Genomic DNA, 24,919 nt, shown 5'->3' on the forward strand with positions numbered 1-24,919 from the left:
ACCCTCTCCCCGTGCCGGACCCGTCACACGTCGAGGGACTCCTGCAGGAAGTCGATGCTGCGCTCCATCGCCTCGTCCCAGTCCGCCTCGAAGGTGTGGCCCTCGTCGGCGTAGTAGTGGGCGTCGACCTCGACGCCCGCCTCCTCCAGGGCCTCCTCGGTGTCACGGGCCCAGGAGGGCGGGCAGGTGTCGTCCTGGGAGCCGTGGTGGCTCTGCACCGGCACGCCGGCCTCGGCGAGCCGGTCGAAGTAGGTCCGCGGGGACAGGTCGTCGTAGAACTCCGTCGCCTCGTCGAGCTCGCCGTACTCCTCCTGGACGTCCTCGGCGGTGCCGCCCCGCTCGGGCAGCTCCCAGCGGCGGAAGTTGTCCTCGTAGTCGGAGCTGACCGAGGCGTGCACCACGGCCGCGCCGACCAGCTCCGGGTGCGCGACGGCTGCTCCGAGCGTCACGCCGCCGCCCATCGAGCGGCCCATCATGCCGATCTTGTCGGGGTCGACGTCGTCCTCGTTGCCCAGCGCGGCGGCGGCGGCCAGGGCGTCGCGGACGTAGCCCACCCGCAGCGAGTGGTCGACCTCGTCGGTGTCGTCGGAGCCGGCGTGCCCGCGGTAGTCGGTGTGCAGCACCACGAAGCCGGCCTCGACCAGGGCCAACTGCTCGCGCGGGACGCCCTGGCCGCTCCAGTAGGCGTCGCGCTCGATGTGGCCGTGGTTGAGCACCACCGCCGGGAAGGGGCCGTCGTCCTTGGGCACCAGCAGGATGCCGGTGACGGTCAGGTCGCCGCTGGGGTAGCTGACCTCCCACCGCTCGTGGGTGCTGGTCTCGGACTGCAGCCGCTCGCGGGTGATCTCCCCGTCGCGGTCGACGTCCTCGGCCATCAGCGCGGCCAGCCCGACGTCGGAGACGGGCTCGGGCAGCGTCGGCGTGGGGGACGGCGTGGGGGTGGGGCTCGGCGGAGGGGTCGGCGGTGCGCTCGGGGTGGGAGCTGCGGACGTCGCCGAGCTGCTCGGCGGGGCGGGCGGCGGCGCACCCTGGGGCTGGGTGGCCGAGCACCCGCCGACCAGCAGGCCGACGAGTGCGGTGGTGGCGAGGGCGAGATGACGGGCCATGGTTCCTCCTGCGGGGCTCACCGGTGTCAACGAGCCTGGTCCCCGGTTCGTGCCGGCCCGCGGCCGGGGACGCACCCGGCCGGAGACGCCACGAGGGCCCCGCCGGAGCGGGGCCCTCGTGGGTCGTGCTGGTGCGTTCGGCTCAGTCGCGGCCGGCCGCGGTGGAGACGCGCTCGCCCGTGGTGTTGGAGAACACGTGGACGTGCTGCGGGTCCACGGCCAGACGGACCTGCGAACCGCGGGTCGGAGGACGACGCGAGGAGATGCGGGCCACGACCTGCTGCGCGGTGAGCTGCGCGTCGGGGTCCAGACCGCTGAGCGTGCCGTAGAGGTAGGCGTCAGCACCCAGCTCCTCGACCACGGCGACGTCGAGACCGATGCCGTCGCCGGCCTCGGAGAGCTCGAAGATCTCCGGACGGATGCCGATGGTGACGTCGGACTCGCCGCCGACCTTCGACAGCGTCTCGCGGTCGACCGGGACGGTGTAGTCACCGATCCGGACACCGCCCTCGACGGCCTTGCCCTCCATCAGGTTCATGGCCGGGGACCCGATGAAGCCGGCCACGAACAGGTTGTTCGGGGTGTCGTAGAGGGCCAGCGGGCTGTCGACCTGCTGCAGCACACCGTCCTTCATGACCGCCACGCGGTCACCCATCGTCATGGCCTCGACCTGGTCGTGGGTCACGTAGACGGTGGTGACGCCCAGGCGCGACTGGAGGGCCGCGATCTGGGTGCGGGTGGAGACGCGGAGCTTGGCGTCGAGGTTCGACAGCGGCTCGTCCATCAGGAACACCTGCGGCTGGCGGACGATGGCACGACCCATGGCCACGCGCTGACGCTGACCACCGGAGAGGGCCTTCGGCTTGCGGTTGAGGAAGTCCTCCAGGCCGAGGAGCTTGGCGGCCTCCATCACGCGCTGCTGGCGCTCGGCCTTGGGCACGTTCTGCATCTTGAGCGCGAAGCCCATGTTGTCGCCCACGGTCATGTGGGGGTACAGCGCGTAGTTCTGGAACACCATCGCGATGTCGCGGTCCTTGGGCGGCAGGTCGGTGACGTCGCGGTCACCGATGTGGATGGAGCCCGCGTTCACCTCCTCCAGACCGGCGAGCATCCGCAGGGAGGTGGACTTGCCACACCCCGACGGCCCGACGAGGACCATGAACTCGCCGTCCCCGACCTCGAGGTTGAGCTTGTCGACGGCCGACTTGTCGGCCCCGGGGTAGACCCGAGTTGCATCCTTGAAACTGACTGTGGCCATGCCACGCCTTCCTTTCACGGGCGGTACGTGCCCGACGATCCGTAGTGAATGGAGCAGGGTCACACTGTCACGCCACCGGTGAGCCGACAAGGCAACCGGCCGCAGCGGGCCCCACTGAGACCCGTTCGTTACCTGGATGTCCCGTCGTGGTCACGGGCCTGTGCATTCACCTCGTCGCGCCAGGAGAGCAGGTCGCGGACCTTGCCCAGGTCGGGCTCGAGGGTCGTCCAGCCGACGGTGAAGAGCCGGGTGCCCACGTCGTGCAGGGCCTGCGCCGCGGCCGCGTAGTCGGCCACCTGCTCGGGCTCGCGGCCCGGCGTGGGGGCCACCCCGGCGGAGCGCTCGATCTCGCGCGGGTCCCGGCCGACCTGGGCGCACCAGTCGTCCAGCACCCGGTTCTTGTGGGCCAGGGTCTCCGCGTCGCCGAAGCCGTGCCAGATGGTGGCGTGCTCGGCCACGATCCTCAGCGTCTTGCGCTCCCCGCCACCGCCGATCATGATCGGCACCTCCCGGGTGGGCGGCGGGTTGAGACGCGCCCAGCGGTCCCGGATCGCCGGCATCGCCTCGGCGAGGTCGGCCAGCCGGCTTCCGGCGGTGCCGAACTCGTAGCCGTACTCGGTGTAGTCCCGCTCAGCCCAGCCGGCGCCGATGCCGAAGATGAGCCGGCCGCCGCTGATGTGGTCGACGGTCCGGGCCATGTCGGCCAGCAGGTGGGGGTTGCGGTAGGAGTTGCAGCTGACCAGCGGGCCGATCTCCACCCGCTCGGTGGACTCGGCCAGGGCGGCCAGCATCGTCCAGCACTCGTAGTGCAGGCCGTCGGGGTCACCGCTCAGCGGGTAGAAGTGGTCCCAGTTGAAGATGATGTCGACGCCCATCTCCTCCAGGGTGGACGCGGTCCGGCGCAGCTCGTCGTAGCTGGCGTGCTGGGGCTGGATCTGCACCGCCAGGCGGGCCGGGCGGGGGTCGGGCTCGGTCATGGTCTCTCCATCGAGGGGTTCGGCCGGTCGGGTGGACCGGGTCAGGACAGCACGACGTGCTGGGACGGGTCGTCGGTGGGCAGCTGGTCGGCCACCGCGGTGACCTGGTAGCCGCTCAGCTCCAGCAGCCCCCAGTGGTTGGTGAGGAAGGCGACGTCGGCGGCGTCGCGCCCGGTGGCCACCCGCAGCATCGACTGCCGCGGCGCCAGCCGGGTGGGGTCGACCACGTACCAGGTGCCCTCGACGAAGGCCTCGGTGACCGCGTGGAACTCCATCGGGCTCAGCCCGGGGGCGTAGACGGCCACCACCCGCGCCGGGACGTTCATGGCCCGGAGGAAGGCCGACGTGACGTGGGCGTAGTCCCGGCAGACACCGCGGCGGTTGAGGACGGTCTGCACGGCACCGTCGGTGGGCCGGCTCGAGCCGGCGGCGTAGGTCAGCTTCTCGTGCACCCACGAGTCCACCGCCGAGACCAGCTCGAACCCGGACAGGCCGCCGAACTCGGTGCTGGCCACCGCGGCCAGGGAGTCCGACTCCACGTAGCGGCTGGGGCGCAGGTACTGCACCAGGTCGAGCCCGTCCACCGGCGGGGTGGGTGCGGGCCCGGACGTGGTGGCGGAGTAGTAGACCTGGGCGCGCTGGCCCTCGGTGGTGAACTCGTGCAGCCGGGTGCCGTGGGCGTCGACCAGCTCGGTGACCTCCACCCCCTGGCCGTCGACGGTCACGTGCAGCGCCTCGCTCTGCAGCGGCACCGAGGCCGCCGCCGAGATGGCGGCCACCACCCGGGTGCGGCGCCCGGTGAGGTCGAGGGTCATGCTGCAGGAGACGGTGCGCAGCGACCCGGCGGGGCCGGGGTCGGCGGGGGAGGGGGGCATCAGCACTCCACGATGTTGACGGCGAGACCGCCACGGGCGGTCTCCTTGTACTTGACCTTCATGTCGGCCCCGGTCTGCATCATCGTCCTGATCACCTGGTCGAGCGTGACCTTGTGCGTGCCGGTGCCGTGCAGGGCCAGTCTGGCAGCCGTGATGGCCTTCACCGAAGCCACCGCGTTGCGCTCGATGCACGGGATCTGCACCAGCCCGCCCACCGGGTCGCAGGTCAGCCCCAGGTGGTGCTCCAGACCGATCTCGGCGGCGTTCTCGATCTGCCTCGGGGTGCCCCCCAGGATCGAGGCCAGTCCGGCCGCGGCCATCGAGCAGGCGGTGCCGACCTCCCCCTGGCAGCCCACCTCGGCCCCGGAGATGGACGCGCTCTGCTGGTAGATCGCCCCCAGGGCGCCGGCCACCAGCAGGAACTCGCAGATCGCGTCCTCGGTGCCCAGGTGGGCGGTGGTGGAGCCGTCGCGGGTCCGCAGCGGGACGAAGCGGACGGCGTAGTGCAGCACCGCCGGGATGATGCCGGCGGCGCCGTTGGTGGGCGCGGTCACCACCCGACCGCCGGCGGCGTTCTCCTCGTTCACCGCCAGCGCCCACAGCGTCACCCAGTCCATCGCGGCCAGCGGGTCGACCTGGTCGCGGAAGAGCCCGCCCTCGCGCAGCAGCCGCGCGTTCAGGTCCGCCGCACGCCGGGGGACCCGCAGACCACCCGGGAGGGTGCCGGTGTGGCGGCAGCCGGCCTCGACGCAGTCCACCATCGCCTCCCACACCGAGAGCAGGCCGGCGCGGACCTCCGCACCCGGACGGCGCGCGCACTCGTTGGCCCACACCACCTCCGCGATCGAGAGCCCCGAGGTCTCGCAGGCGTCGAGCAGCTCCGCCCCGGTGCGGAAGGGGTGCGGCACCGGGGTGGGGTCGGGCTGCAGCGCCGGCTGGCCGGTGCCGTCGTCGTCGAGGACGAAGCCCCCGCCGATGGAGTAGTACGTGGCCACCCGCAGCGTGCCACCCGCCTGGTCCGACGCGGTGAAGGTCATCCCGTTGGGGTGGAAGGGCAGCGAGCGCCGTCGGTGCAGCACGAGGTCCTCGTCGGCGTCGAAGGTGACGGTGCGTCGACGGCCGGGGTCGGCGTCGGTGCGGTTGAGCTCGATCACACCGTCCGTCCGGGCCGCGGCCGCGCGCAGGGGGATCGAGTCGGTGTCCACGGTCTCGGGACGCTCACCCTCCAGCCCGGCGAGCACGGCGGGGGCCGACCCGTGGCCGTGACCGGTGGCGCCCAGGGAGCCGAACAGCTCCGCGCGGACCCGTCCCACCCGGGGCAGCAGCGCGTCGTCGGCCAGACCCGTGACGAACCGCTGGGCCGCCCGCATCGGGCCCACGGTGTGGGAGCTCGACGGGCCGATCCCGATCGAGAACAGGTCGAACACGCTGACGCTCATCCCCCCAGTCTGCCCCCGTGAGCGGGCCGTCAGCGGCCGGGAGCAGGCTCGGCCGTACCCCCCACGGTCCCCCGGAGCCCTAGAGTGACCGCGTGGACGAGGACGAGCGGCCCATCTGGGCGGGTAGGGACGAGGACGACGAGGCTCCCCGACGGGCGCTGCCGGCCAAGCGCCGGCGCCGGCGCTGGGTGGCGCCGCTGGTTGTGCTGCTGGCCCTGGCGGTCGTCGCCGCCGGCGGGCTCTTCGTCTACGCGTCCTCGCTGCAGCAGCGGATCTCGGAGAACCTGGACCGCACCGCGGAGCTGCCGGACGAGTCCCTGCGCCCCTCGGCGGCGCCGGAGGCCCCCGGGGGCGACGGCGCCCAGCCGGTCAACGTCGTGCTGATGGGGTCGGACAGCCGCGGGGAGGGCGACGCCGGTCGCAGCGACACTCTGATGGTGGCCCACCTCAGCGGGGACCGGCAGACGGCCTACCTGATCTCCTTCCCCCGCGACATGTGGGTGGAGATCCCCGGGCGCGGGATGGACAAGATCAACGCCGCCTACGCCTACGGCGGCACCGCGCTCACCGTGGCCACCATCGAGGGTCTGCTGGACGCCCGGATGGACCACCTGGCCGTGGTGGACTTCACCGGCTTCATCGAGCTGACCGACGCGGTCGGCGGGGTGACGGTGGACAACGAGCACGCCTTCAGCTCCCACGGCCACGACTACCCGGTGGGGGAGGTCGAGCTGAGCGGGGAGAAGGCGCTGTGGTTCGTGCGTGAGCGCAAGTCCCTGCCCGAGGGCGACCTCGACCGGGCCGAGAACCAGCGCAAGGTGGTGCAGGCCATCGTGGCGAAGGGGATCAGCCCCCAGGTGCTGGCCGACCCCGGACGGTTCACCGCCTTCGTCGGCGGCATCGCCGCCCACACCCAGGTCAGCAGCGGCCTGACCGACCAGGTCATCCGCGAGACCGCGCTGTCGCTGCGACTGGACGGCCGCGACGACATCGTCTCCCTGCAGGCGCCCATCTCCGGCTTCGGCACCAGCCCCGGTGGGGCCTCCATCGACGTGGTGGACGAGGCCCAGCTGGCCGAGATGGCCGAGGCCCTCCAGCAGGACACGATGGACGAGTACGTCAGCACCTACCCCCCGGAGTGAGCCAGCACCCGGGGTGACCCAGCACCCCCCGGACGCCCGAACGGCCCCGACCCGCAGCGGGTCGGGGCCGTCGTCGTCCTGGACGGGGCGGGGCGGTGCCCGGTCAGCGCCGCTCGGTGGGCAGCGGCCAGGTGGTCGGGGAGTTGCGGGGACGCTCCTGGTCCACGACCGCCTCCGGCTCGTCCTCACCGTTGGTGCCCACCACCAGGGTGAACTCGTCGCCGTGCTTGGTCAGGCCCTCCACGACCGCCTGCTCGACGGCCAGCGAGGCGGCGTCGCGGCGCAGCATCATCGGGTCCCGGCGCAGGTCCTTGACCAGGGACACGCAGAGCAGCACCATCACCACCGAGAAGGGCAGCGCGGCCACGATGACCAGGTTCTTCAGCCCCTCCAGCGCGTCCTCGCCGACCGCCAGCATGATCGCGGCCACCACCCCGGTCAGCACGCCCCAGAACACCACGGTGAAGCGGGACGGGTTGAGCGAGCCCCGCTCGGAGAGGGTGCCCATCACCACCGAGGCGGCGTCGGCCCCGGAGACGAAGAAGATCGAGACCAGCACCACCACCAGCACGGTGGTGACCGTGCTCAGCGGGTAGTCGGCCAGCATCCCGAACAGCTGGGCCTCCGCGGTGGCCTCCGAGGCCAGGTCGTCGCCGCCGCGCTGGGCGGCGATGGCGGCTCCGCCGAAGACGGCGAACCACACCAGGCTGACCGCGCTCGGCACCAGCAGCACCCCGGTGACAAACTGCCGGATGGTGCGGCCACGGCTGATGCGGGCGATGAAGACGCCGACGAACGGCGTCCAGGAGATCCACCAGGCCCAGTAGAAGACGGTCCAGCCACCCAGCCACTCGGCGGTGGCGTCGCCGCCCGCGGCCCCGGTCCGGCCGGCCATCAGGGCCAGGTCGGAGAAGTAGGCGCCGATCGCGTTGGGGATGATGTTGAGGATGAAGACCGTCGGTCCGCCGACGAAGACGAACAGCGCCAGCAGCAGGGCCAGCACCATGTTGATGTTGGACAGGTACTGGATGCCGCGGGCGACGCCGGAGACGGCCGAGGCCACGAAGGCCGCGGTCAGCACGGCGATGACGCCGATCAGGATGCCGTTGCCCAGCTCCCCGACGCCGGTGAGGATGGTGATGCCGCTGCCGATCTGCAGCGCGCCCAGGCCGAGGGACGTGGCCGAGCCGAAGAGGGTGGCGAAGATGGCCAGCACGTCGATGACGCGTCCCGCCTTCCCCTCGGCCCGGCGCTGGCCGAACAGGGGGGCGAAGGCGCTGCTGAAGAGCTGGCGGCGACCCCGGCGGAAGCAGCCGTAGGCGATGGCGATGCCCACCACCGCGTAGATGGCCCAGGGGTGGAGGCTCCAGTGGAACATCGTGGTGGCCATGGCCGTGCGGACCGCGGCGTCGCTGCTGCCCTCGACCGTCCCCGGCGGGGGCGTGACGAAGTGGGTCAGCGGCTCGTTGACGCCGTAGAACATCAGGCCGATGCCCATGCCGGCGCTGAACATCATGGCGATCCAGGACGCGGTGCCGAACTCGGGCGCCTCGTCGTCGCGTCCCAGCGGGATGCGGCCGTAGCGGCTGCCGGCCAGGACCAGCACGAAGATCACGAAGCCGGTGGCGAGGATGATGAAGAACCACCCGAGGTTGGTCACCACCCACTGCAGGGCGCTGCCGCTCACCCCGCCGAGGTTGGCCGGGGCCAGGATCCCCCAGAGGCAGAAGGCCAGGGCGACCGCCGCGGCCACCCCGAAGACGAAGCGGTCGAGCCCGGCCCGGACCCGCGCGGTGACCGGTGGGGCCGCCAGCGCGGGGTGGATGCCGGGGACGGGTTCGACGCCGGGGGCGGTCGGGGTGGTGCCGCCGGAGGCTTCGTCTGGATCACTCGACGGGCGTGGACGTTCGTTCTGGTGGGTGCTCATAACGCCGTCCAGGGTTTCGCGATCCTGCACCGACTAGCAAGCCGGGGCCTCGGCGAGGCCCTCCCGGCGGCCCTCACCAGCTCGACCTGGTGATCCCCGGGAGGTGGCCGGCGTGGGCGAGCTCGCGGAAGCGGATCCGCGAGAGACCCACCTTCCGCAGGTGGCCGCGCGGACGTCCGTCCACGGCGTCGCGGTTCCGGACGCGGGTGGGGGAGGCGTCACGCGGCAGCCGGGAGAGCGCCCGCTGGGCCTCCAGCCGCTCCTCCGGCGTCGCGGACGTGTCCCGGGTCCGGGCCCGGAGCCCGGCTCGGCGTGGCGCCCACCGCTCGACCGTGCGCCTGCGCTGCTCGTTCTTGACGATCGTGGACCGCTTGGCCATCAGATCCTCCCGCCGCGCGCCTGGATGTCGGCCACCACGACGTCGATCCCGCGGACGTCGACGGTCTTGATCCCGCGGGCGCTGAGGGTGAGCGTGACGCGGCGGTTCAGGCTCGGCACCCAGTAGGTCTTGCGCTGGACGTTGACGTCGAAGCGGCGCTTCGTGCGCCGGTGCGAGTGGGACACGTGGTGGCCGAAGCCGGGGGTGGCCCCGGTGACCTGGCAGGTGCGTGACACGGCGTCCTCCTTGTGTACGATCGGACCGTCAGCATATGAGAACGATTCTCAAACTCACAACAGGGGATCGTCGTCCGAGTGGAGGAAGTACGTCATGGCCGTGCCGAAGCGGAAGATGTCACGCAGCAACACCCGTCACCGCCGTGCGCAGTGGAAGGCCACCGCGCCCGACCTGGTCACCGTCCGGGTGGAGGGCCGTGAGGCGCGGGTGCCCCGGCGCCTGGTCCGGGCGGTGCACCGCGGCCTGGTCGACCTGGACCGGCTGTGACGCGGCTGGGTCGGGTGCCGGTGGTCCTGGTCACCGGCATCGACGCCGAGGCGATGGCGGCCACGACCATCGCGCTGCAGTGGGACCTGCCGCGGGCGGTGGTGCTGCGCCACGACCTGGACGTGGAGGGCCAGCAGCTGCAGCGGGTGGTCAGCGACGCCACCGATGAGCTGGAGCGGGTGGTGCACCACCTGGAGCACGTCTGCGTCAGCTGCGCCCTCCGCGAGGACGTGGTGCCCACGATGGAGCGCCTCGCCGCCGACGGGCGCTGGGACACCGTCGTGGTGCACCTCCCGGTGGCGGCCGAGCCGGTCCAGGTCTGCCGGGTGCTCGAGCTGGACCGCTCCGCCGCGCCGCACGTGAGCATCACCGCGGTGGTGGCCGCCCTGGGCGACGGCGACACCGTGGACGACCTGCTCGGGGACGACCTCCTGCACGAGCGCGGCCTGCACACCGCCGACGACGACGAGCGCGGCGTGGCCGAGACCTGCACGAGCCTGGTCGAGTACGCCGACGTCGTCGTGGTCGGGGAGGAGTGCGGGGCCGAGGGCCTGGCGCTGCTGCGGATGCTGGCCCGACCCGGCGCGGAGCTGGTCGGTGACCCGACCCTGCTGGACGGGCCGGCCCTGCTGCCCGGCCGGCACGTCCACGAGCGCGCCGAGGCCTGGGTGGCCCCCACCCGCGCGCTCGGCGTCCCGCTGGTGGTCAACCGGCACGCCTGGGTGCTCGAGCTCACCTCCGAGCGCCCCTTCTCCCCCCAGCGGCTGCTGGACGACATCGAGTCCCTGGGGACGGAGGGGATCCGGCTGCGGGGCTGCTTCTGGCTGCCCACCCGCCCCGGCGCCATCGGGGTCCTGGAGGGGGCAGGCGGGCAGCTGAGCATCGGCTCCGGCTCGCCCTGGGGTCAGCGGGTGCCGGTCACCAGCCTGGTCGCCGTCGGCTCCACCGCGAGCCGGGACCGGATCGACCAGCTCCGCACGGCCTTCACCCGCACGCTCCTCGACGACGCCGAGGTGGGCGCCCGGGGCGTGTTCTGGGAGGCCTTCGACGACGGCCTCGAACCCTGGCTCGGGCCGGTGCCCCGGGCTGCCGCATGAGAGAGGAGGAGGAGAGATGAAGGTCCGCAACTCGCTGCGAGCGCTGAAGAAGATCCCCGGCGCGCAGGTCGTGCGCCGCCGTGGACGCACGTTCGTGATCAACAAGACCAACCCGCGCTCCAAGGCCCGTCAGGGCTGAGCGCCGACCCCTGAGGAAGACACCCATGAAGAAGGACACCCACCCCGACTACGGCCCCGTCGTCTTCCGCGACACGTCGTCGGGGACGTCGTTCCTGACCCGCTCCACGCTGAAGCCGACCGAGACCGTGGTCTGGGAGGACGGGCGCACCTACCCGGTGCAGAACGTGGAGGTCTCCACCGCGAGCCACCCGTTCTGGACCGGCCGCGGTCGCGTGGTCGACACCGAGGGCCGGGTGGAGCGCTTCCGTCGCCGCTACGCCGTGGGCGGTGGCTCAGGCGGCGCGGCCTGACCCCCACCCGGCTGCGCCGACCGCAGCGGTCGGCGCAGCCGGGGACGCCCCGTCTGCTCCGTTCAGCAGGTGCGCCACCTTCCCTCAGAGCTCGGGCTCCCGCGCGCCGCGACCGATCAGGGCGCGAGCCGGCGGTGCAGCCCGTCGACGCGCTGGGCGATGTCGTCGCGGACCAGGCGCATACGTTCCATGCCGGTGATGCCGCGGGCGGAGGGCTCGTCGGTCTCCCACACCTCGACGGGGGTCCCGCGGGGGTCGTCGAGCTGGGCCTCGGTGCCGAGGACGACGACGAGGTCGGCGGCGTCCAGCAGCTCCTCGGTGACCGGCTTGGGCTGCTCACCGGCGGTGCTGACGCCGAGCTCGTCGAGGGAGGTGACCGCCTCGGCGTTGAGCGCGCTGCCAGGCCGGGTGCCGGCGGAGGCGACCGTGATCGCGTCGCCAGCACGGTGGCGCATCAGGGCAGCGGCCAGCTGGGACTTGCCGCCGTTCTTGACGCAGACGAACAGGACGGAGGGCTTGGTCACAGGTGCTCCTGGTTCAGCTCGACCCGCACGCGCTGGTGCGGGGGCGGGAGGGTCGGACGGACGAGAGGGTGGTGATCGGACACGGTCCAGACCTCGGGTCAGCGGTTCGAGGGGACGCTCACCGCCGTCACGCCCAGCGAGGCCAGCAGGTCCTCCACCCGGGTGCGGATCTCGTCGCGGATGGGGCGGACCGCCTCGACGCCCTGACCGGCGGGGTCGTCGAGCTTCCAGTCCTCGTAGCGCTTGCCGGGGTAGTAGGGGCAGGCATCCCCGCAGCCCATGGTGATGACCACGTCGGAGGCCTGGACGGCGTCCTCGGTGAGGACCTTGGGCTGCTCACCGCGCAGGTCGACACCGACCTCGGCCATTGCCTCGACGGCGGCGGGGTTGATGTGCTCGGCCGGCATCGACCCGGCGGAGCGGACCTCGACCGCACCGCCGGAGAGGGCCCGGACGAAGCCGGCGGCCATCTGGGAGCGGCCGGCGTTGTGGACGCAGACGAACAGGACGGAGGGGCGGGATTCGGACACGTGGTGCTCCTGGGTCAGCGGGTGGGGAGGTGCAGGTCGGGCACCAGGTCGGTGAGCAGGGCGCGGACCCGGCGGTCCAGGTCAGCCCGGATGCTGGTCAGCGTGGACGGCGTCGCCAGGGCGGGGTCCGCGACGGCCCACTCCTCGTAGCGGACACCGGGGACGACGGGGCAGACGTCGCCGCAGCCCATGGTGACCACCACGTCGGCGGCGCGGACGGCGTCGTCGGTGAGGGGCTTGGGGAACGTGTCCTCGGTGTCGCTGCCGAGCTCGGCCAGCAGGCCGGCGACGTTGGTGTGGACGGCGCCGGCGGGGGAGGACCCCGCGGAGCGGACGACCACCCGGTCACCGGCGTAGTGGCGCAGCAGGGCGGCGGCGAGCTGGGACCGGCCGGCGTTGGCGACGCAGACGAAGAGCACCTGCGGCGGGGCCGTGTCCCGGTCCCGGCCGAGGTCGGTCAGCCGCTGGCGGGCGAACCGCTCGGTCAGGGAGATGAGGTGGGAGCGGACGGTGGCGGTGCGCGACAGCCCGGTGTAGGACTCCCGCACGGTGCGCTGGACCAGCTCCGCGGACAGGTGGGGGAACCGGCCGGCCAGGTCGTCGACCACGTGGTCCAGGGCGCGGTCGGGGTCCAGCAGCGGCGCGGTGGGCGTCGTCGGGACGGCGGTCAGCACCGCGGGGGCGAGCCGGTCCAGCAGGTCGGTGACGGGCTGGCGGAGTCCGGGGGTCAGTCGGTACCAGACCCAGGTGCCGCGCCGGTCCGACTCCAGGACCCCTTCGCGCTTGAGGACCTTGAGGTGGTGGCTGACCGTCGGCTGGGAGACGTCGGTGAGCTCGGCCAGGTCGCACACGCAGGCCTCGCCGCGTTCGCTGGTGACCAGGTGGGACAGCATCCGCAGCCGGGCCGGGTCGGCGAGCGCCTTCAGCACCCCGGCCAGGGCGGTGGCGGCGTCCACGGCCATGGCCTGGCTGTCGGCACCGGGTTCACAGACCTCGAGGCGTCGGGTCTCCACGGGTGTGCTCATGAGCGGACCTCCGTCGTCGTCGACTTCTGGTGGAAGGGGTCGATCTTGAACCAGCGGCGGGCCAGCCACAGCGAGACGTAGACCAGCCCGACCAGCACCGGGACCTCGATCAGCGGGCCGACCACCCCGGCCAGGGCCTGGCCGGAGGTGGCGCCGAAGGTGCCGATGGCCACCGCGATGGCCAGCTCGAAGTTGTTGCCGGCGGCGGTGAAGGCCAGCGTGGTGGAGCGTGCGTAGCCCAGCCCCTGCACCTTCCCCAGCGCCAGGCCGAGGAACCACATCACGGCGAAGTAGACCAGCAGCGGCACCGCGATCTGGACCACGTCGAGGGGTCGGGAGGTGACCTGCTCCCCCTGGAGCGCGAACAGCAGCACGATGGTGAACAGCAGGCCGTACAGCGCCCAGGGCCCGATCCGGGGGACGAACGTGGCCTCGTACCAGTCTCGGCCGCGGGTGCGCTCACCGATGAACCGGGAGAGGAACCCGGCCACCAGCGGGACGCCGAGGAAGACCAGCACGTTGAGGGCGATCTTGCCGATGGAGACGTCCAGGCCCTGGGTGTCCAGACCCAGCCAGCCCGGCAGCACGGTGAGGTAGAACCAGCCGAGGACGGAGAAGGCGAGGACCTGGAAGACGGAGTTGATGGCCACCAGCACCGCGGCGGCCTCCCGGTCACCGCAGGCCAGGTCGTTCCAGATCACGACCATGGCGATGCACCGGGCGAGGCCGACGATGATCAGCCCGGTGCGGTACTCCGGCAGGTCGGGCAGGAAGATCCAGGCCAGGGCGAACATCAGGGCCGGGCCGAGCACCCAGTTCAGGACGAGTGAGCTGATCAGCAGGCCCTTGTCGCCGGTGACCGCGGCCACCTTGTCGTAGCGGACCTTGGCCAGCACCGGGTACATCATCACCAGCAGCCCGATCGCGATCGGCACCGAGATCCCGCCGACCTCCAGGGCGGCCAGCACGTCGGAGAGCCCGGGGACGAACCGCCCGAGGAGCAGCCCGGCGACCATGGCCAGCCCGATCCACAGCGGCAACCACCGGTCCAGGGTCGACAGACGTCGGGTCGCCACCTGGGCGAGTGCGGTGTCCTGGGCGGTCACGAGTCCTCCTGCATCGACGGACTTCTATGTTGACACGCTTCGATCCAGCTCAGCAAGTACGCGGCTCGGGAGCGGTCAGGAGAGCGCGGCCAGGATCTCGCCGACGGTGCTGCGGGCGGTGCGGGCCGCACCGACCAGGGTGGCCGAGCCGGGGCCGGTCCAGTCGCCGTAGCCCAGGAGGAACAGACCCGGTCGGTCCACGGCCCGGGTGCCGGAGGTCCGGGGGTGGCCGTCGTCGCGGGGCAGCCGGAGCGGCCGCAGGTGGCTCAGTGCGGGACGGAACCCGGTGCACCACAGCACCGTGTCGACCCGTTCGTGCCCACCGTCGGCCCAGGTGATGCCGTCGGCGGTGAAGTGGTGGGTCGGGCGCCGGGCGGCGAGGACACCCCTGCTGCGGGCGCGCAGCACCGCAGGCACCACCACGATGTCGCCCAGGGCGGCGATGCCGCCGGGATCGGGCTCGCCCCCGCTGAGGGCCCGGGCGCGGCGGCTCGCCACCTCGAACAGCGCCCGCCCGTCGACGTCGTCGGGGAGGAACCGGGGCGCCGCCGTGGTCACCCACGTCGTCGAGGCGACCTCCGAGACCTCCGCGAGCAGCTGGGCCGCGGAGTTCCCGCCACCCACCACCAGCACCCGCTGCCTGGCCAGCGCGGCCGGCTCGTGATAGTCCACGGTGTGCAGCTGCTGACCGGTGAAGTCCTCGATCCCGGGATGGTGGGGACGGAACGGGCGGGTCCAGGTGCCGGTGGCCGAGACCACCACCCGGCTGGTGGTGGTGCCGTGGCTGGTCCGGAGGGTGAAGCCGTCGGTCCCCGGGGCGTCGGTGACCGCCCGGACCCGGACGGGTCGGCGGACGGGCAGCTGGTAGCGGGCCTCGTAGCGGCGCAGGTAGTCCACGACGTGGTCGCGTGGCGGGAAGCCCACGGTCCAGGGCGGCATCGTCCACCCGGGCAGGGAGGAGTGCCCGGCGGGGGAGAACAGGGTCAGGGAGTCCCACATGTGCTGCCACGACCCGCCCGGGTCCTGCTCGGCGTCGAGGAGGACGAAGTCGGTGCCCGGCTCCAGCCCGGCGCGGCGGAGGTAGAACCCGACCGCCAGCCCGGCCTGACCGGCTCCGACGACGACGACCCGGTAGGAGGGGCGCAGCGGGGGGCTCACGCGACCATCCTCGGTGCCGCGCCGAGGGACGCGGGGAGGCGGGGCGTGCTGAACCAGGCCAGCAGCGCTGCAGCGCCCGCGACGGCGGCCATCGTGGCGAACATCGCGGCGTAGCCGCCGACCTGTCCCGCCACCACGGCACCGATCCACGGGGCCAGGGCGGCGGCCAGCGTGACCGGCGCCGCCATCACGGCGCTGAGTCGCCCGTACTCCGCCGCACCCCAGCGGTCGGGGACGGCTGTGGCCTGCAGCAGCGTCATCACCCCACGCACCACCCCGGCCAGGACCGCGCCGACCAGCACCAGGACCAGGGTCGTGGCCGCCGCCAGCGCCGACGTGGTCAGCGCCACCAGTCCCAGCACCAGCACGGTGCGGGTCCGGACCCCGAGGCGGTGCTGCAGCGGCGGGTACAGCAGCCGCCCCGCGACCTGACCCAGGCCGCCGAGCCCCAGGGCGAGAGCGGCCACGCCGACCCCGATGCCCCGCTCCGCCAGCAGCGGGACGAGGTTGACCACCACCGCGTAGGAGGCGCAGGAGGCCAGCGCCAGCGCCGCGGTCAGCCGCAGGAACGGCCCGCTCGAGGCCGTCCGGGCCCCGACCTGAGCCTGCTCGGCGGGTCCGGTCGGCGGCCAGGGCAGCCGCAGCCCCCACAGGTGGGCCGGCACCGTGACGGCCGCCAGCACCGCAGCCAGGGCCAGGTAGGTGCCGCGCCAACCCAGTTGGCCCGCCAGGGCCGCGGTCAGCGGCGCGAAGACGGTGCTGGCCAGACCCCCGGCCAGGGTCAGCACCGTCAGGGCCCGCACCCGGTCCTCGGTGTACCAGCGGGTCAGCGCGGCGAACGCCGGCGGGTAGAGCACCCCGCTCATCGCCACCCCGGCCACCAGCCAGCCGGCCGCGAACGCCCCCGCCGTCGGCGCCAGCGCCACGGCCACCACCGCCACGCTGGCCAGCACCGACCCGAGCGTCATCAGGGCCCTGGGTCCGTGCCGGTCCAGCCACCGCCCGACCGGCACCCCCACCACCGCCGAGACCACCAGCGCAGCCGAGAAGGCGGCGGTCAGCACCGAGGGCGACCAGCCCGTGTCGGTGCTGATCGCCACCGACAGCACCGGGAAGGCGTAGTAGAGGACCCCCCAGCTGGTCAGCTGCGTCAGGCACAGGGCGACCAGCGCCCGGCGCGGGCCGGCGGTCACGCCCCCGGGGAGCCGAGGGTGACCAGCGCCGGCGCGGCGGCCGCGGGGGACCCGCAGCACCCGCCGGTCGCCGCCGGCTCCGGGGCGTCGAACAGACCGGACCCGCCGCAGACGCCGGTGTCGGGGAGCCTCAGCTCCACCCGGGCCGCGGCCTCGTGGTCCCCGGCCAGCTCGGCGGCGACGCTGCGGACCTGCTCGAAGCCGGTCATCGCCAGGAAGGTCGGCGCCCGACCGTAGGACTTCATCCCCACCAGGTAGAACCCCGGCTCGGGCTGGGCGAGCTCGGCCGCGCCGTGCGGGGACACGCTGCCGCAGGAGTGCAGGTTCGGGTCGACCTCGGCCGCCAGCGCCCGAGGCGCCTGCAGCACCGGGTCCAGGTCCAGCCGCAGCTCCGACAGGTACGACAGGTCCGGCCGGAAGCCGGTCAGCACCACCGCCCGGTCCGACGCCAGCCGGCGACCGTCCTCAGCCACCAGGGTGAGGGTCTCGCCGTCGCGCTCGACGGCCTCCACCCGGAACCCGGTCACCATCTGCACCAGACCGTCATCGACCGCGGCCCTGGCCCGGACCCCGAGCTCGCCGCGCTGGGCCAGCTCATCAGCACTCCCGCCGCCGAAGGTGTCACCCACCGCGCCACGACGCAGCACCCAGGTCACCTCGGTGCCCGGGGTGGTGCGGGCGACCTCGCCCAGCTCGATCACGGCCGTCAGCGCGGAGTGACCACTGCCCACCACGACCACCCGACGCCCACCCACGGCCGCTGCCTCGGCCGGGGTCGGGGGACGGTAGCCCAGGACGCCGGCCTGGACGGCGGCCCGCTCACCCAGGGCCGGGAGCCCGTCCGCGCCGGCCGGGTTCGGCAGGCCCCAGGTGCCGGAGGCGTCGATCACCGCACGCGCCTCCAGCCGGGACTCCCCACCAGCGGCGTCGACCAGGTGCACCACGAACGGCTGCTCGGCTCGTCCCGCGGACACCAGGCGGTCACGACCCCGACGCGACACCCCTGCCACCCTGGTCGAGTACCGCACCCGAGAGTCGAGGGCGTCCGCCAGCGGGGCCAGGTAGCCCTCGGCCCACTCGTCACCGGTCGGGTACCCCTCGGTGGGAGCCTGCCAGCCCGTGCCGGCCAGGAGCCGGCCCGAGGCGGGGTCGACCAGCTCGGTCCACGGCGAGAAGAGCCGGACGTGGCCCCACGACCGCACCGCGGCGGCAGGCACCTCGCCGGCCTCGAGCACCAGCGGCTCCAGCCCTCGCTCGAGCAGGTGCGCCGCCGCGGCCAACCCCTGCGGGCCGGCGCCGACGACGACCACAGGAAGTTCGTCCTGCACCATCACAGCCTCCTATCGAAGAATCTCGATGCGAGCCTAGCGGCCCATCGACATCTGTCAATGGGTGCTGCACACTGGAGGAGTGACCAGCACAGCGATCCCCAGCTCGGTGAGCCCCAGCGATCTCGCCGGCTGCTGCTCGCCGCTGAACGGTGGGGTCCTCGACGACGAGGCGGCCGTCCGGCTGGCCGGCATGTTCAAGGCCCTGGCAGACCCGGCACGGGTGAAGCTGGTGTCGCTCATCTCCGCCGCCACCGACGGCGAGGCCTGCGTCTGCGACCTGACCGCACCCCTCGGGCTGTCCCAGCCCACCGTGTCCCACCACCTCAAGCTCCTCGCCGACGCCGGCATCCTGACCCGGGAGCAGCGGGGCAGGTGGGCCTACTACCGCGTCGTCCCCGAGACCCTGGCCGCCACCCGACGAGCCCTCGAGCCCCTGCTGGCCGGCTGACAGCCCGACGAGCCGTCTCCGCGCGGCAGCAGCGCCTCACGGTCCGTCCGGAGCACCTCTGTCGTTCACCGGCGTGCCACCCAGGTGAACCACCATCGGCAGCGTCACAGCACGCCCCCACGGTGCTGCACGCCGTGGTGGTCCCACTCCTGAACGGAAGGGCGCTCTCATGCACCTGGTCGCCATCGGCGGTAGCGACGCCGGCATCTCCGCCGCCCTCCGGGCCCGCGAGCTGGACCCCGGCGTCGAGGTGAGCGTCGTCGTCGCCGACCGCTACCCCAACTACTCCATCTGCGGCATCCCCTACTACTTCTCAGGTGACGTGGCGCCGTGGCAGTCCCTGGCGCACCGCACCGCCGCCGACCTGGAAGCCACCGGCAGGAACCTCCGGCTCGACACCCTGGCCACCAGCATCGACGTCGACCGGCGCCGCCTGCAGGTCCGCACCCCCGAAGGCCGCACCGACCAGATCGCCTACGACGAGCTCGTCGTCGGCACCGGCGCCCTGCCCGCCTACGCCGGCATCACCGGGCTGGACCGCCTCGGACCCGAGGACGGGGTGCACGTCCTGCACTCCATGGGCGACACCTTCGCCCTGGACCGACACCTCGACGAGCGCGACCCCAGGACCGCGATCATCATCGGCGCCGGCTACGTCGGCCTGGAGATGGCCGAGGGCCTCACCGGCCGCGGCCTCCAGGTCACCCAGCTGCAACGCGGCCCCGAGGTCCTCTCCACCCTCGACCCCGAGCTCGCCGCACCCATCCGCGCCGAGCTCGTCGAGCACGGCGTCACCATCCACACCAGGACCACCGTCCAGGCCGTCACCAGGACCGACCACGGACTCGAGGTGGTCGGGCACCGCGACGGTGAGCCGTTCACCCAGACCACCGACCTGGTCCTCGCTGTGGTCGGGGTGCGCCCCAACACCGAGCTGCTGCAGGCCGCCGGTGCCACCCTCGGCGCAGGGGGTGCCGTGGTCGTCGACGACACCATGCGCACCGGTCTCCCGCACGTCTACGCCGCTGGCGACGGTGTCGTCACCCACCACCGCCTCCTCGGCGTGACCTACCTGCCCCTGGGGACCACCGCCCACAAGCAGGGCCGCGTGGCCGGGGAGAACGCGACCGGCGGCTCGGCACGGTTCGCCGGGTCCGTCGGCACCCAGGTGGTGAAGGTCTTCGACCTCGTCGCCGCCCGCACCGGCCTCCGCGAGCACGAAGCCCGGGCAGCGGGGTGGGCACCGGTGAGCTCCACCGGGGTCGCCGATGACCACAAGCGCTATTACCCGGGCGCCCAGCCGATCACCATCCGCATCACCGGTGACGAGCGGGACGGGCGTCTCCTCGGCGCCCAGCTCGTCGGCCGGCTCGGCACCGAGACCGCCAAGCGCGTCGACACCTACGCCACCGCCCTCTTCGCGGGCCTCACCGTCGAGCAGGTCAGCGAGCTCGACCTCTCCTACACCCCACCTCTGGGCTCACCGTGGGACGCCGTCCAGATCGCCACCCAGCACTGGTCCCGCCAGGCCACCCACGTCCCTGCCTAGACCCCTGTCACGCACGAACGGCGCGCCCGGGACCAGCCCGGGCGCGCCGTCGGTGTCTGCTCGCTCAGCCCTCGCGGACCGGGACCTGCACGCAGGCCCAGCTCAGCGGGGGCAGGCTCAGCCGGACCCGGCCGTCCTGCACCCCGACCTCCAGGTCGCGCAGCCCGACGCCCTCCTGGCCCGGCCCGTTGGTGGTCAGGCGGTCCGCACCCTCGGGCACGGTCAGCACCTCCGCGACGGCACCCTCATCGGCGACCAGCCCGCGCAGCTCGACCTCGACGTCGGCGGCCTCGTCCAGACCGCGGTTGGCCAGGAAGAGGGCCACCTGGCCGTTGGCGGCGTCGTAGGTGGAGGCGACGTCCACGGTGTCCACGTCGCCGAAGCGGGCGGTCTCGTGCTGGTCCGAGCTCACCACGGTCTGCAGGATCTGGCCCTTGGCCAGGGCCGCGGTGCGCGCGAACGGGTGGAAGATCGTCTGGCGCCAGGCCGGACCGCCCTCCTCGCTGCGGATCGGGGCGATCACGTTGACCAGCTGGGCCTGGTTGGCGATCTGGACCCGGTCGCCGTGGCGCAGCAGGCTGTTGAGCAAGGTGCCCACCACCACGGCGTCGGTGACGTTGTAGGTGTCCTCGATCACCCGCGGGTGCTCCCGCCACGGCTGCTCGGCGATGCGGTGCGGCTGGTCCTCGGTGTCCAGGCCGCGCTGGTACCAGACGTTCCACTCGTCGAAGGACAGGTTGATCTGCTTCTTGCTCTTCAGCTTGGCCCCGACCGCGTCGGCGGTGGCGGCCACCCGGGAGATGAAGTGGTCGGTGTCGACCGAGGAGGCCAGGAAGCTGGCGGCGTCGCCGTCGTGCTCCTGGTAGTAGGCGTGCAGGGAGATGAAGTCCACCTCCTCGTAGGTGTGGGTGAGGACGGTCTCCTCCCAGGCGCCGAAGGTCGGCATCCCGGAGTTGGAGCTGCCGCAGGCCACCAGCTCCAGACCCGGGTCGACCAGACGCATCGCCTTGGCGGTCTCCTGGGCCAGCCGGCCGTACTCGGTGGCGGTCTTGTGCCCGATCTGCCAGGGACCGTCCATCTCGTTGCCCAGGCACCACAGCCGGATGTCGAAGGGCTCCTCGGCCCCGTTCTTGCGACGCAGGTCCGACCAGTAGGTGCCGCCGGGGTGGTTGGCGTACTCCACCAGGGCGCGGGCCTCCTCGACACCGGCGGTGCCGAGGTTGATGGCCTCCATCACCTCCACCCCGGCCTTGCGGGCCCAGGCCATGAACTCGTGCAGCCCGAAGCGGTTGGACTCGACGGTGTGCCAGGCCCCGTCCAGGCGGCGCGGGCGGTCCTCCACCGGGCCGATCCCGTCGGTCCAGCGGTAGCCGGAGACGAAGTTGCCACCGGGGTAGCGGATGACGGTGGGGCCCATCTCCGAGACCAGGTCCAGCACGTCGGTGCGGAAGCCGTCCTCGTCGGCACTGGGGTGGCCGGGCTCGTAGATGCCGGTGTAGACGCAGCGCCCCATGTGCTCCACGAAGGAGCCGAAGAGACGGCGGGGCACCTCCCCGGCGGTGAAGTCGCGGTCGACGACGATGCGGGCGCGGGTCATGGGAGATCGGTCTCGCTCTCTTGTTCGGTTCGGGGGGTGGGCAGGTCGGGGGGAGGGGTCACTGGCCACCGAAGCCGGTGGTGGCGACGCCCTTGATGATCTGGCGCTGGAAGAAGAGGAAGACGATGATCAGCGGCAGCGCGGCCAGCATCGCGGCAGCCATGTTCTGCGCGTACTGGATGCCGTAGGCGCTCTTCACCGTCTGCAGGCCCACCGGCAGGGTCATCAGGTTGGTGTCGTTGACGGCGATGAAGGGCCACAGGAAGTTGTTCCAGGCCCCGATGAACAAGAAGATCGACACCGCCGCCAGGATCGGCCGCGAGAGCGGCAGCACCACCGACCAGAAGACGCGCAGCCGGTGCGCGCCGTCCACCCGGGCGGCCTCCTCCAGCTCGATCGGGACGGCGTCGAAGAACTTCTTGAGGATGTAGACCATCGGTGGGTGCACCAGCTGGGGCAGGATGATCGCGGCGTAGGTGTCGATCAGGTTGAGCGCCAGCATCTGGTCGAACAGCGGCACCAGCAGGATCTGCGGGGGCACGATGATCGAGCCGATGATGGCGTAGAAGAGCACCTTCTTGCCGGTGAACTCCAGCCGGGAGAAGGCGTACCCGGCCAGCGCCGATATGGCCACCCCGCCGAGGGTGATGATCGCCGAGGTGAGCAGGCTGTTGCCCACCCACAGCGGCAGCTGACCGCCGGCGATGGTGCGGACGTAGGCGTCCAGGGTCAGCCCGGCCTCGGGGATCAGGGTGATCGGGGTGGCGGCGGCCTCGGTCTCGGTCTTGAGCGAGGTGATCAGCGCCCACACGAAGGGCACCAGCCAGGTCACGGCCAGCACCAGCAGGGCCACGAAGGCCAGGGCCCGCCAGGGTGACGGCCCCCGTCCGCGCGAGGTGCTGGTGGTGGTGCGGCGGTCGGTCAGGTCGGGTGTCGCGTCTGCGGTGAGAGTGGCCATGTCAGTTGCTCCTCCGGGCGGCGATCCTCATCTGGACGAGCGAGAGGACGATGATGATGGCGAAGAAGATGTAGCTGATCGACGCGGCGTAGCCGAGCCGGTAGCCGGTGAAACCGGTCTGGTAGACGTACTGGACGATCGAGCGGGTGACCCCGGCCGGACCGCCCTGGGTCATCATGTAGATCTGGTCGAAGACCTTCAGCGAGGCCAGCACCTGCAGGATCACGATCAGCACCGTGGTCGGGCCGAGCTGGGGGATGGTGATCGAGAACAGCTGGCGCCAGCCGCTCGCACCGTCGATGGCCGCCGCCTCGTACTGGGCGGCGGGGATGTTCTGCAGCGCGGCGAGGTAGAGCAGGAAGTTGAACCCGATCGTCCACCACACCGTGGTGACGACGACCGACACCATCGCGGTGTTCTCGTCCTGCAGCCAGGAGACCGGCTCCAAGCCGATCGCGCCCAGCCCGGCGTTGATCAGCCCGAGGTCCGGGCTGTACATCCAGTTCCAGAACAGCGCGACGACGGTCGAGGCCAGCAGGTAGGGCAGGAAGAACGACAGCCGCCAGAACCACTGGCCCTTGATGCCGGTGTTGACCAGCAGCGCCAGGACCAGCGAGATGACCACCAGCGGGACGGTGCTGAGCACGGTGAAGACCACCGTGTTCCACAGCGAGGACCACATGTCGGGGTCGGTGAGGGCCTCGGCGTAGTTCGCGAGGCCGACGAACTGGTTGTTGGCCCCGGTGAGGCTGAGCCCGGTCAGGCTCTGCCAGAACCCGTAGACGATCGGCACGATCAGGAAGGCCACGAAGAAGAAGGTGAAGGGGGCCACGAAGGCCCAGCCGGCGAGGTTGTCGTGGCGCTTCCGCGCGTCGCGGGTCGTCGTGGGCCTCAGAGGCGCGGGGTTCGCCTCGGTGGTCTGGATCGAGGTGGTCATCGTCGTCCTCCTCCGTGGGTGGTCGGGTGGGCCGGGAGCGTGCTCATCAGGCCACCGGGTTCGGGGCGGCCAGGAGCGCGTCGATGCGCTCGGCGAAGCCGAGCATCCCCTGCTCGGCGGGGATGCGGCCCAGCAGGGCGTTCTGCACGTTCTCGGCGAAGTAGGTCTGGAAGTCCGAGCCGGAGCCGGTGAAGTAGGCCGGCGGGTCGTAGTTGATGATCTCGGTGGCGTCGGCGTAGCTGCTCTGCGGCAGCGACTGGTACTCCTCGCTCTCCACCACCGGGAGGTAGGCGGGGATGTGACCGGCCTGGGCCCAGGTGGCGGAGTCCTTGAGCATGCTGGCCACGAACTCGTAGGCCGCCGCCCGGCGCTCAGGATCCACCACGGACTGGCGGGGGAGCACGAAGGCGTGCGAGTCGGCGTAGGCGGCCGGCTCGGTGAACATCGTCGGGATGGTGGTGGCGGCCAGCGGGATGCCGGCGTCGAGCATCGTGGGGGTCTTCCAGACGCCGGTGAACAGGACGCCGCTGGTGCCGCTGGCGAACTCGGCGATGGCGCTGTCGATGCTGGCGTTGGCGGAGGTGACGGTGCCGTCCAGCATGGACTTCAGGGTGTCCAGGGCGACGACCGCGGCGTCCATCTCGTACTGCATCGGCTCACCGGAGTTGAGCGTCATCTCCGCCCCCTGCTGGCGGTACAGGGTGTAGAAGAAGCGCCACATCTGCGCACCGTCGGCCAGGAACCCGTAGGAGAGACCGGTCCGCCCGGTGACCTCGGCCAGCCGGCGCCCGACCTCGAGCATCTCCTCCGGGGAGGAGAACTCGACCAGCCCGTCGGGGGTGGCGACGCCGGCCTGGTCGGCGATGTCGGTGTTGACCATCATGATGAACGGGTGGGCGTCGATGGCGACGGAGTAGACCTCGCCCTCGTAGGTGCCCTTCTCCCAGATCCGCTCCGGCTGGGTCGAGGGGCCGATGCCCAGCCGCTCCAGCTCGGTGGTGTCCCAGGGCTCCAGCAGCCCGCCGGGGGCGTAGCCGGCCACCCGGGTGTGGTGCATGATCGCCAGCTCCGGGGCCCGGCCGCCGACCGAGGCCATCGCCAGCTTGGTGTAGTACGGCGCGCCCCAGGCCAGCACGGTCTGCTGGGCGTCGAACTCGCTGCGCTCGTTGACGGCGGCGACCATGTCGCCCATCAGGATGCCGTCACCACCGCTCATCAGGTGCCAGTAGTCCAGCCGGGGCTTGGTGCCGCCGGAGCTGCAGCCGCTCAGGCCCAGCAGGCCGGCGCCGGCGACGGCGGAGGCGCCGAGCAGTCGTCGTCGCGACAGCCTCGGCGCTGGGACGGGTACGTCGATCGAGTTCGTCATGGGCTCCCCACTTCGTCGTGGATGATGGTGCTGTGACGATTCCATCGTTGTAAGACAGAGTC

Annotated in this window: 26 protein-coding genes; 7 read left to right on the plus strand and 19 right to left on the minus strand. The window is 72.3% G+C overall.

Annotated features, from left to right (window positions below; genetic code table 11):
• Window positions 1-23: 23 nt before the first annotated feature.
• The 5 genes from BLT52_RS11575 to BLT52_RS11595 all read right to left on the minus strand — a co-directional run bounded on the left by BLT52_RS11575 (window position 24) and on the right by BLT52_RS11595 (window position 5,655).
• A complete protein-coding gene (locus BLT52_RS11575; protein ID WP_090593713.1) occupies window positions 24-1,106 on the minus strand; it encodes an alpha/beta hydrolase family protein in 1,083 nt (360 codons plus the stop codon).
• Between the two features lie 142 nt (window positions 1,107-1,248).
• On the minus strand, window positions 1,249-2,364 hold the full coding sequence (locus tag BLT52_RS11580) for an ABC transporter ATP-binding protein (protein ID WP_090593716.1): 1,116 nt from the start codon (window positions 2,362-2,364) through the stop codon (window positions 1,249-1,251).
• A 128-nt stretch (window positions 2,365-2,492) separates the two neighbouring features.
• Window positions 2,493-3,341 carry an LLM class F420-dependent oxidoreductase gene (locus tag BLT52_RS11585; RefSeq protein WP_090593718.1) on the minus strand — a complete coding sequence of 283 codons (849 nt, stop codon included), beginning with the start codon at window positions 3,339-3,341 and terminating at the stop codon, window positions 2,493-2,495.
• Window positions 3,342-3,382: 41 nt separating this feature from the next.
• Entirely contained in the window at window positions 3,383-4,216 is an 834-nt protein-coding gene (locus BLT52_RS11590) for a transglutaminase-like domain-containing protein (RefSeq protein WP_090593721.1), read from the minus strand.
• Window positions 4,216-5,655, minus strand: a complete 1,440-nt coding sequence (locus BLT52_RS11595; RefSeq protein WP_090593724.1) for an L-serine ammonia-lyase — start codon at window positions 5,653-5,655, stop codon at window positions 4,216-4,218. The genes BLT52_RS11590 and BLT52_RS11595 overlap by 1 nt, the downstream gene beginning before the upstream one ends.
• 92 nt (window positions 5,656-5,747) lie before the next feature.
• Between BLT52_RS11595 and BLT52_RS11600 the strand changes: the two genes are divergently transcribed.
• A complete protein-coding gene (locus BLT52_RS11600) occupies window positions 5,748-6,797 on the plus strand; it encodes an LCP family protein (protein ID WP_090593727.1) in 1,050 nt (349 codons plus the stop codon).
• Window positions 6,798-6,900: 103 nt separating this feature from the next.
• On the opposite strand, the gene BLT52_RS11605 is transcribed toward BLT52_RS11600, so the two are convergent.
• The 3 genes from BLT52_RS11605 to rpmB form a co-directional block, all read right to left on the minus strand.
• Window positions 6,901-8,724, minus strand: coding sequence for a BCCT family transporter (locus BLT52_RS11605; protein WP_090593729.1), 1,824 nt, complete (start codon window positions 8,722-8,724; stop codon window positions 6,901-6,903).
• Window positions 8,725-8,797: 73 nt separating this feature from the next.
• Window positions 8,798-9,103, minus strand: coding sequence for a 30S ribosomal protein S14 (gene rpsN, locus BLT52_RS11610; protein ID WP_090593732.1), 306 nt, complete (start codon window positions 9,101-9,103; stop codon window positions 8,798-8,800).
• The gene (gene rpmB / locus BLT52_RS11615; RefSeq protein WP_090593736.1) at window positions 9,103-9,339 is read right to left on the minus strand and encodes a 50S ribosomal protein L28; all 237 of its coding nucleotides are present in this window, start codon (window positions 9,337-9,339) and stop codon (window positions 9,103-9,105) included. The genes rpsN and rpmB overlap by 1 nt, the downstream gene beginning before the upstream one ends.
• 94 nt (window positions 9,340-9,433) lie before the next feature.
• Here rpmB and rpmF point away from each other — a divergent pair, with 94 nt between their 5' ends.
• From rpmF to BLT52_RS11635, 4 genes are read left to right on the plus strand one after another with little or no spacing between them, the layout of a single operon-like run.
• A complete protein-coding gene (rpmF, locus tag BLT52_RS11620; protein ID WP_090593740.1) occupies window positions 9,434-9,607 on the plus strand; it encodes a 50S ribosomal protein L32 in 174 nt (57 codons plus the stop codon).
• Window positions 9,604-10,704, plus strand: coding sequence for a GTP-binding protein (locus BLT52_RS11625; RefSeq protein ID WP_231946278.1), 1,101 nt, complete (start codon window positions 9,604-9,606; stop codon window positions 10,702-10,704). Before rpmF ends, BLT52_RS11625 begins: the two co-directional genes overlap by 4 nt.
• 16 nt (window positions 10,705-10,720) lie before the next feature.
• A complete protein-coding gene (gene ykgO, locus BLT52_RS11630; protein ID WP_090593743.1) occupies window positions 10,721-10,843 on the plus strand; it encodes a type B 50S ribosomal protein L36 in 123 nt (40 codons plus the stop codon).
• 25 nt (window positions 10,844-10,868) lie between these two features.
• On the plus strand, window positions 10,869-11,135 hold the full coding sequence (locus BLT52_RS11635) for a type B 50S ribosomal protein L31 (RefSeq protein ID WP_090593746.1): 267 nt from the start codon (window positions 10,869-10,871) through the stop codon (window positions 11,133-11,135).
• Window positions 11,136-11,251: 116 nt separating this feature from the next.
• On the opposite strand, the gene BLT52_RS11640 is transcribed toward BLT52_RS11635, so the two are convergent.
• The 7 genes from BLT52_RS11640 to BLT52_RS11670 all read right to left on the minus strand — a co-directional run bounded on the left by BLT52_RS11640 (window position 11,252) and on the right by BLT52_RS11670 (window position 18,002).
• Complete coding sequence (locus BLT52_RS11640) at window positions 11,252-11,659, minus strand: arsenate-mycothiol transferase ArsC (RefSeq protein ID WP_090593748.1); 408 nt, start codon at window positions 11,657-11,659, stop codon at window positions 11,252-11,254.
• Between the two features lie 98 nt (window positions 11,660-11,757).
• Window positions 11,758-12,189 carry an arsenate reductase ArsC gene (locus tag BLT52_RS11645; RefSeq protein ID WP_090593751.1) on the minus strand — a complete coding sequence of 144 codons (432 nt, stop codon included), beginning with the start codon at window positions 12,187-12,189 and terminating at the stop codon, window positions 11,758-11,760.
• Window positions 12,190-12,203: 14 nt separating this feature from the next.
• Entirely contained in the window at window positions 12,204-13,214 is a 1,011-nt protein-coding gene (locus BLT52_RS11650) for a metalloregulator ArsR/SmtB family transcription factor (RefSeq protein WP_090593754.1), read from the minus strand.
• On the minus strand, window positions 13,211-14,320 hold the full coding sequence (gene arsB / locus BLT52_RS11655) for an ACR3 family arsenite efflux transporter (protein ID WP_090593757.1): 1,110 nt from the start codon (window positions 14,318-14,320) through the stop codon (window positions 13,211-13,213). The genes BLT52_RS11650 and arsB overlap by 4 nt, the downstream gene beginning before the upstream one ends.
• A gap of 75 nt (window positions 14,321-14,395) precedes the next feature.
• Window positions 14,396-15,478, minus strand: coding sequence for an ArsO family NAD(P)H-dependent flavin-containing monooxygenase (locus BLT52_RS11660; RefSeq protein WP_231946279.1), 1,083 nt, complete (start codon window positions 15,476-15,478; stop codon window positions 14,396-14,398).
• Entirely contained in the window at window positions 15,475-16,671 is a 1,197-nt protein-coding gene (locus BLT52_RS11665; RefSeq protein ID WP_090596657.1) for an MFS transporter, read from the minus strand. The genes BLT52_RS11660 and BLT52_RS11665 overlap by 4 nt, the downstream gene beginning before the upstream one ends.
• The gene (locus BLT52_RS11670) at window positions 16,668-18,002 is read right to left on the minus strand and encodes an FAD-dependent oxidoreductase (protein ID WP_090593760.1); all 1,335 of its coding nucleotides are present in this window, start codon (window positions 18,000-18,002) and stop codon (window positions 16,668-16,670) included. The genes BLT52_RS11665 and BLT52_RS11670 overlap by 4 nt, the downstream gene beginning before the upstream one ends.
• A gap of 79 nt (window positions 18,003-18,081) precedes the next feature.
• On the opposite strand from BLT52_RS11670, the gene BLT52_RS11675 reads away from it, so the two are divergent.
• Together BLT52_RS11675 and BLT52_RS11680 are read left to right on the plus strand one after the other, a co-directional pair.
• Window positions 18,082-18,450 carry an ArsR/SmtB family transcription factor gene (locus BLT52_RS11675; protein ID WP_090593763.1) on the plus strand — a complete coding sequence of 123 codons (369 nt, stop codon included), beginning with the start codon at window positions 18,082-18,084 and terminating at the stop codon, window positions 18,448-18,450.
• A 169-nt stretch (window positions 18,451-18,619) separates the two neighbouring features.
• Window positions 18,620-19,999, plus strand: a complete 1,380-nt coding sequence (locus tag BLT52_RS11680; protein WP_090593766.1) for an FAD-dependent oxidoreductase — start codon at window positions 18,620-18,622, stop codon at window positions 19,997-19,999.
• Between the two features lie 64 nt (window positions 20,000-20,063).
• Here BLT52_RS11680 and arfA read toward each other — a convergent pair whose 3' ends face one another.
• Genes arfA through BLT52_RS11700 form a run of 4 tightly spaced genes read right to left on the minus strand, consistent with a single transcriptional unit; the run spans window position 20,064 to window position 24,857 of the window.
• Window positions 20,064-21,596 (minus strand): arabinosylfuranosidase ArfA, encoded by a 1,533-nt coding sequence (gene arfA, locus BLT52_RS11685; RefSeq protein ID WP_090593768.1) that lies wholly within the window; start codon window positions 21,594-21,596, stop codon window positions 20,064-20,066.
• Window positions 21,597-21,654: 58 nt separating this feature from the next.
• On the minus strand, window positions 21,655-22,554 hold the full coding sequence (locus BLT52_RS11690; protein WP_090593770.1) for a carbohydrate ABC transporter permease: 900 nt from the start codon (window positions 22,552-22,554) through the stop codon (window positions 21,655-21,657).
• A gap of 1 nt (window position 22,555) precedes the next feature.
• Window positions 22,556-23,491, minus strand: a complete 936-nt coding sequence (locus BLT52_RS11695) for a carbohydrate ABC transporter permease (RefSeq protein WP_090593772.1) — start codon at window positions 23,489-23,491, stop codon at window positions 22,556-22,558.
• Window positions 23,492-23,537: 46 nt separating this feature from the next.
• The gene (locus BLT52_RS11700; RefSeq protein WP_090593773.1) at window positions 23,538-24,857 is read right to left on the minus strand and encodes an extracellular solute-binding protein; all 1,320 of its coding nucleotides are present in this window, start codon (window positions 24,855-24,857) and stop codon (window positions 23,538-23,540) included.
• Between the last annotated feature and the right edge of the window lie 62 nt (window positions 24,858-24,919).

The sequence above is a fragment of the Auraticoccus monumenti genome (assembly GCF_900101785.1).
GTDB lineage: Bacteria > Actinomycetota > Actinomycetes > Propionibacteriales > Propionibacteriaceae > Auraticoccus > Auraticoccus monumenti.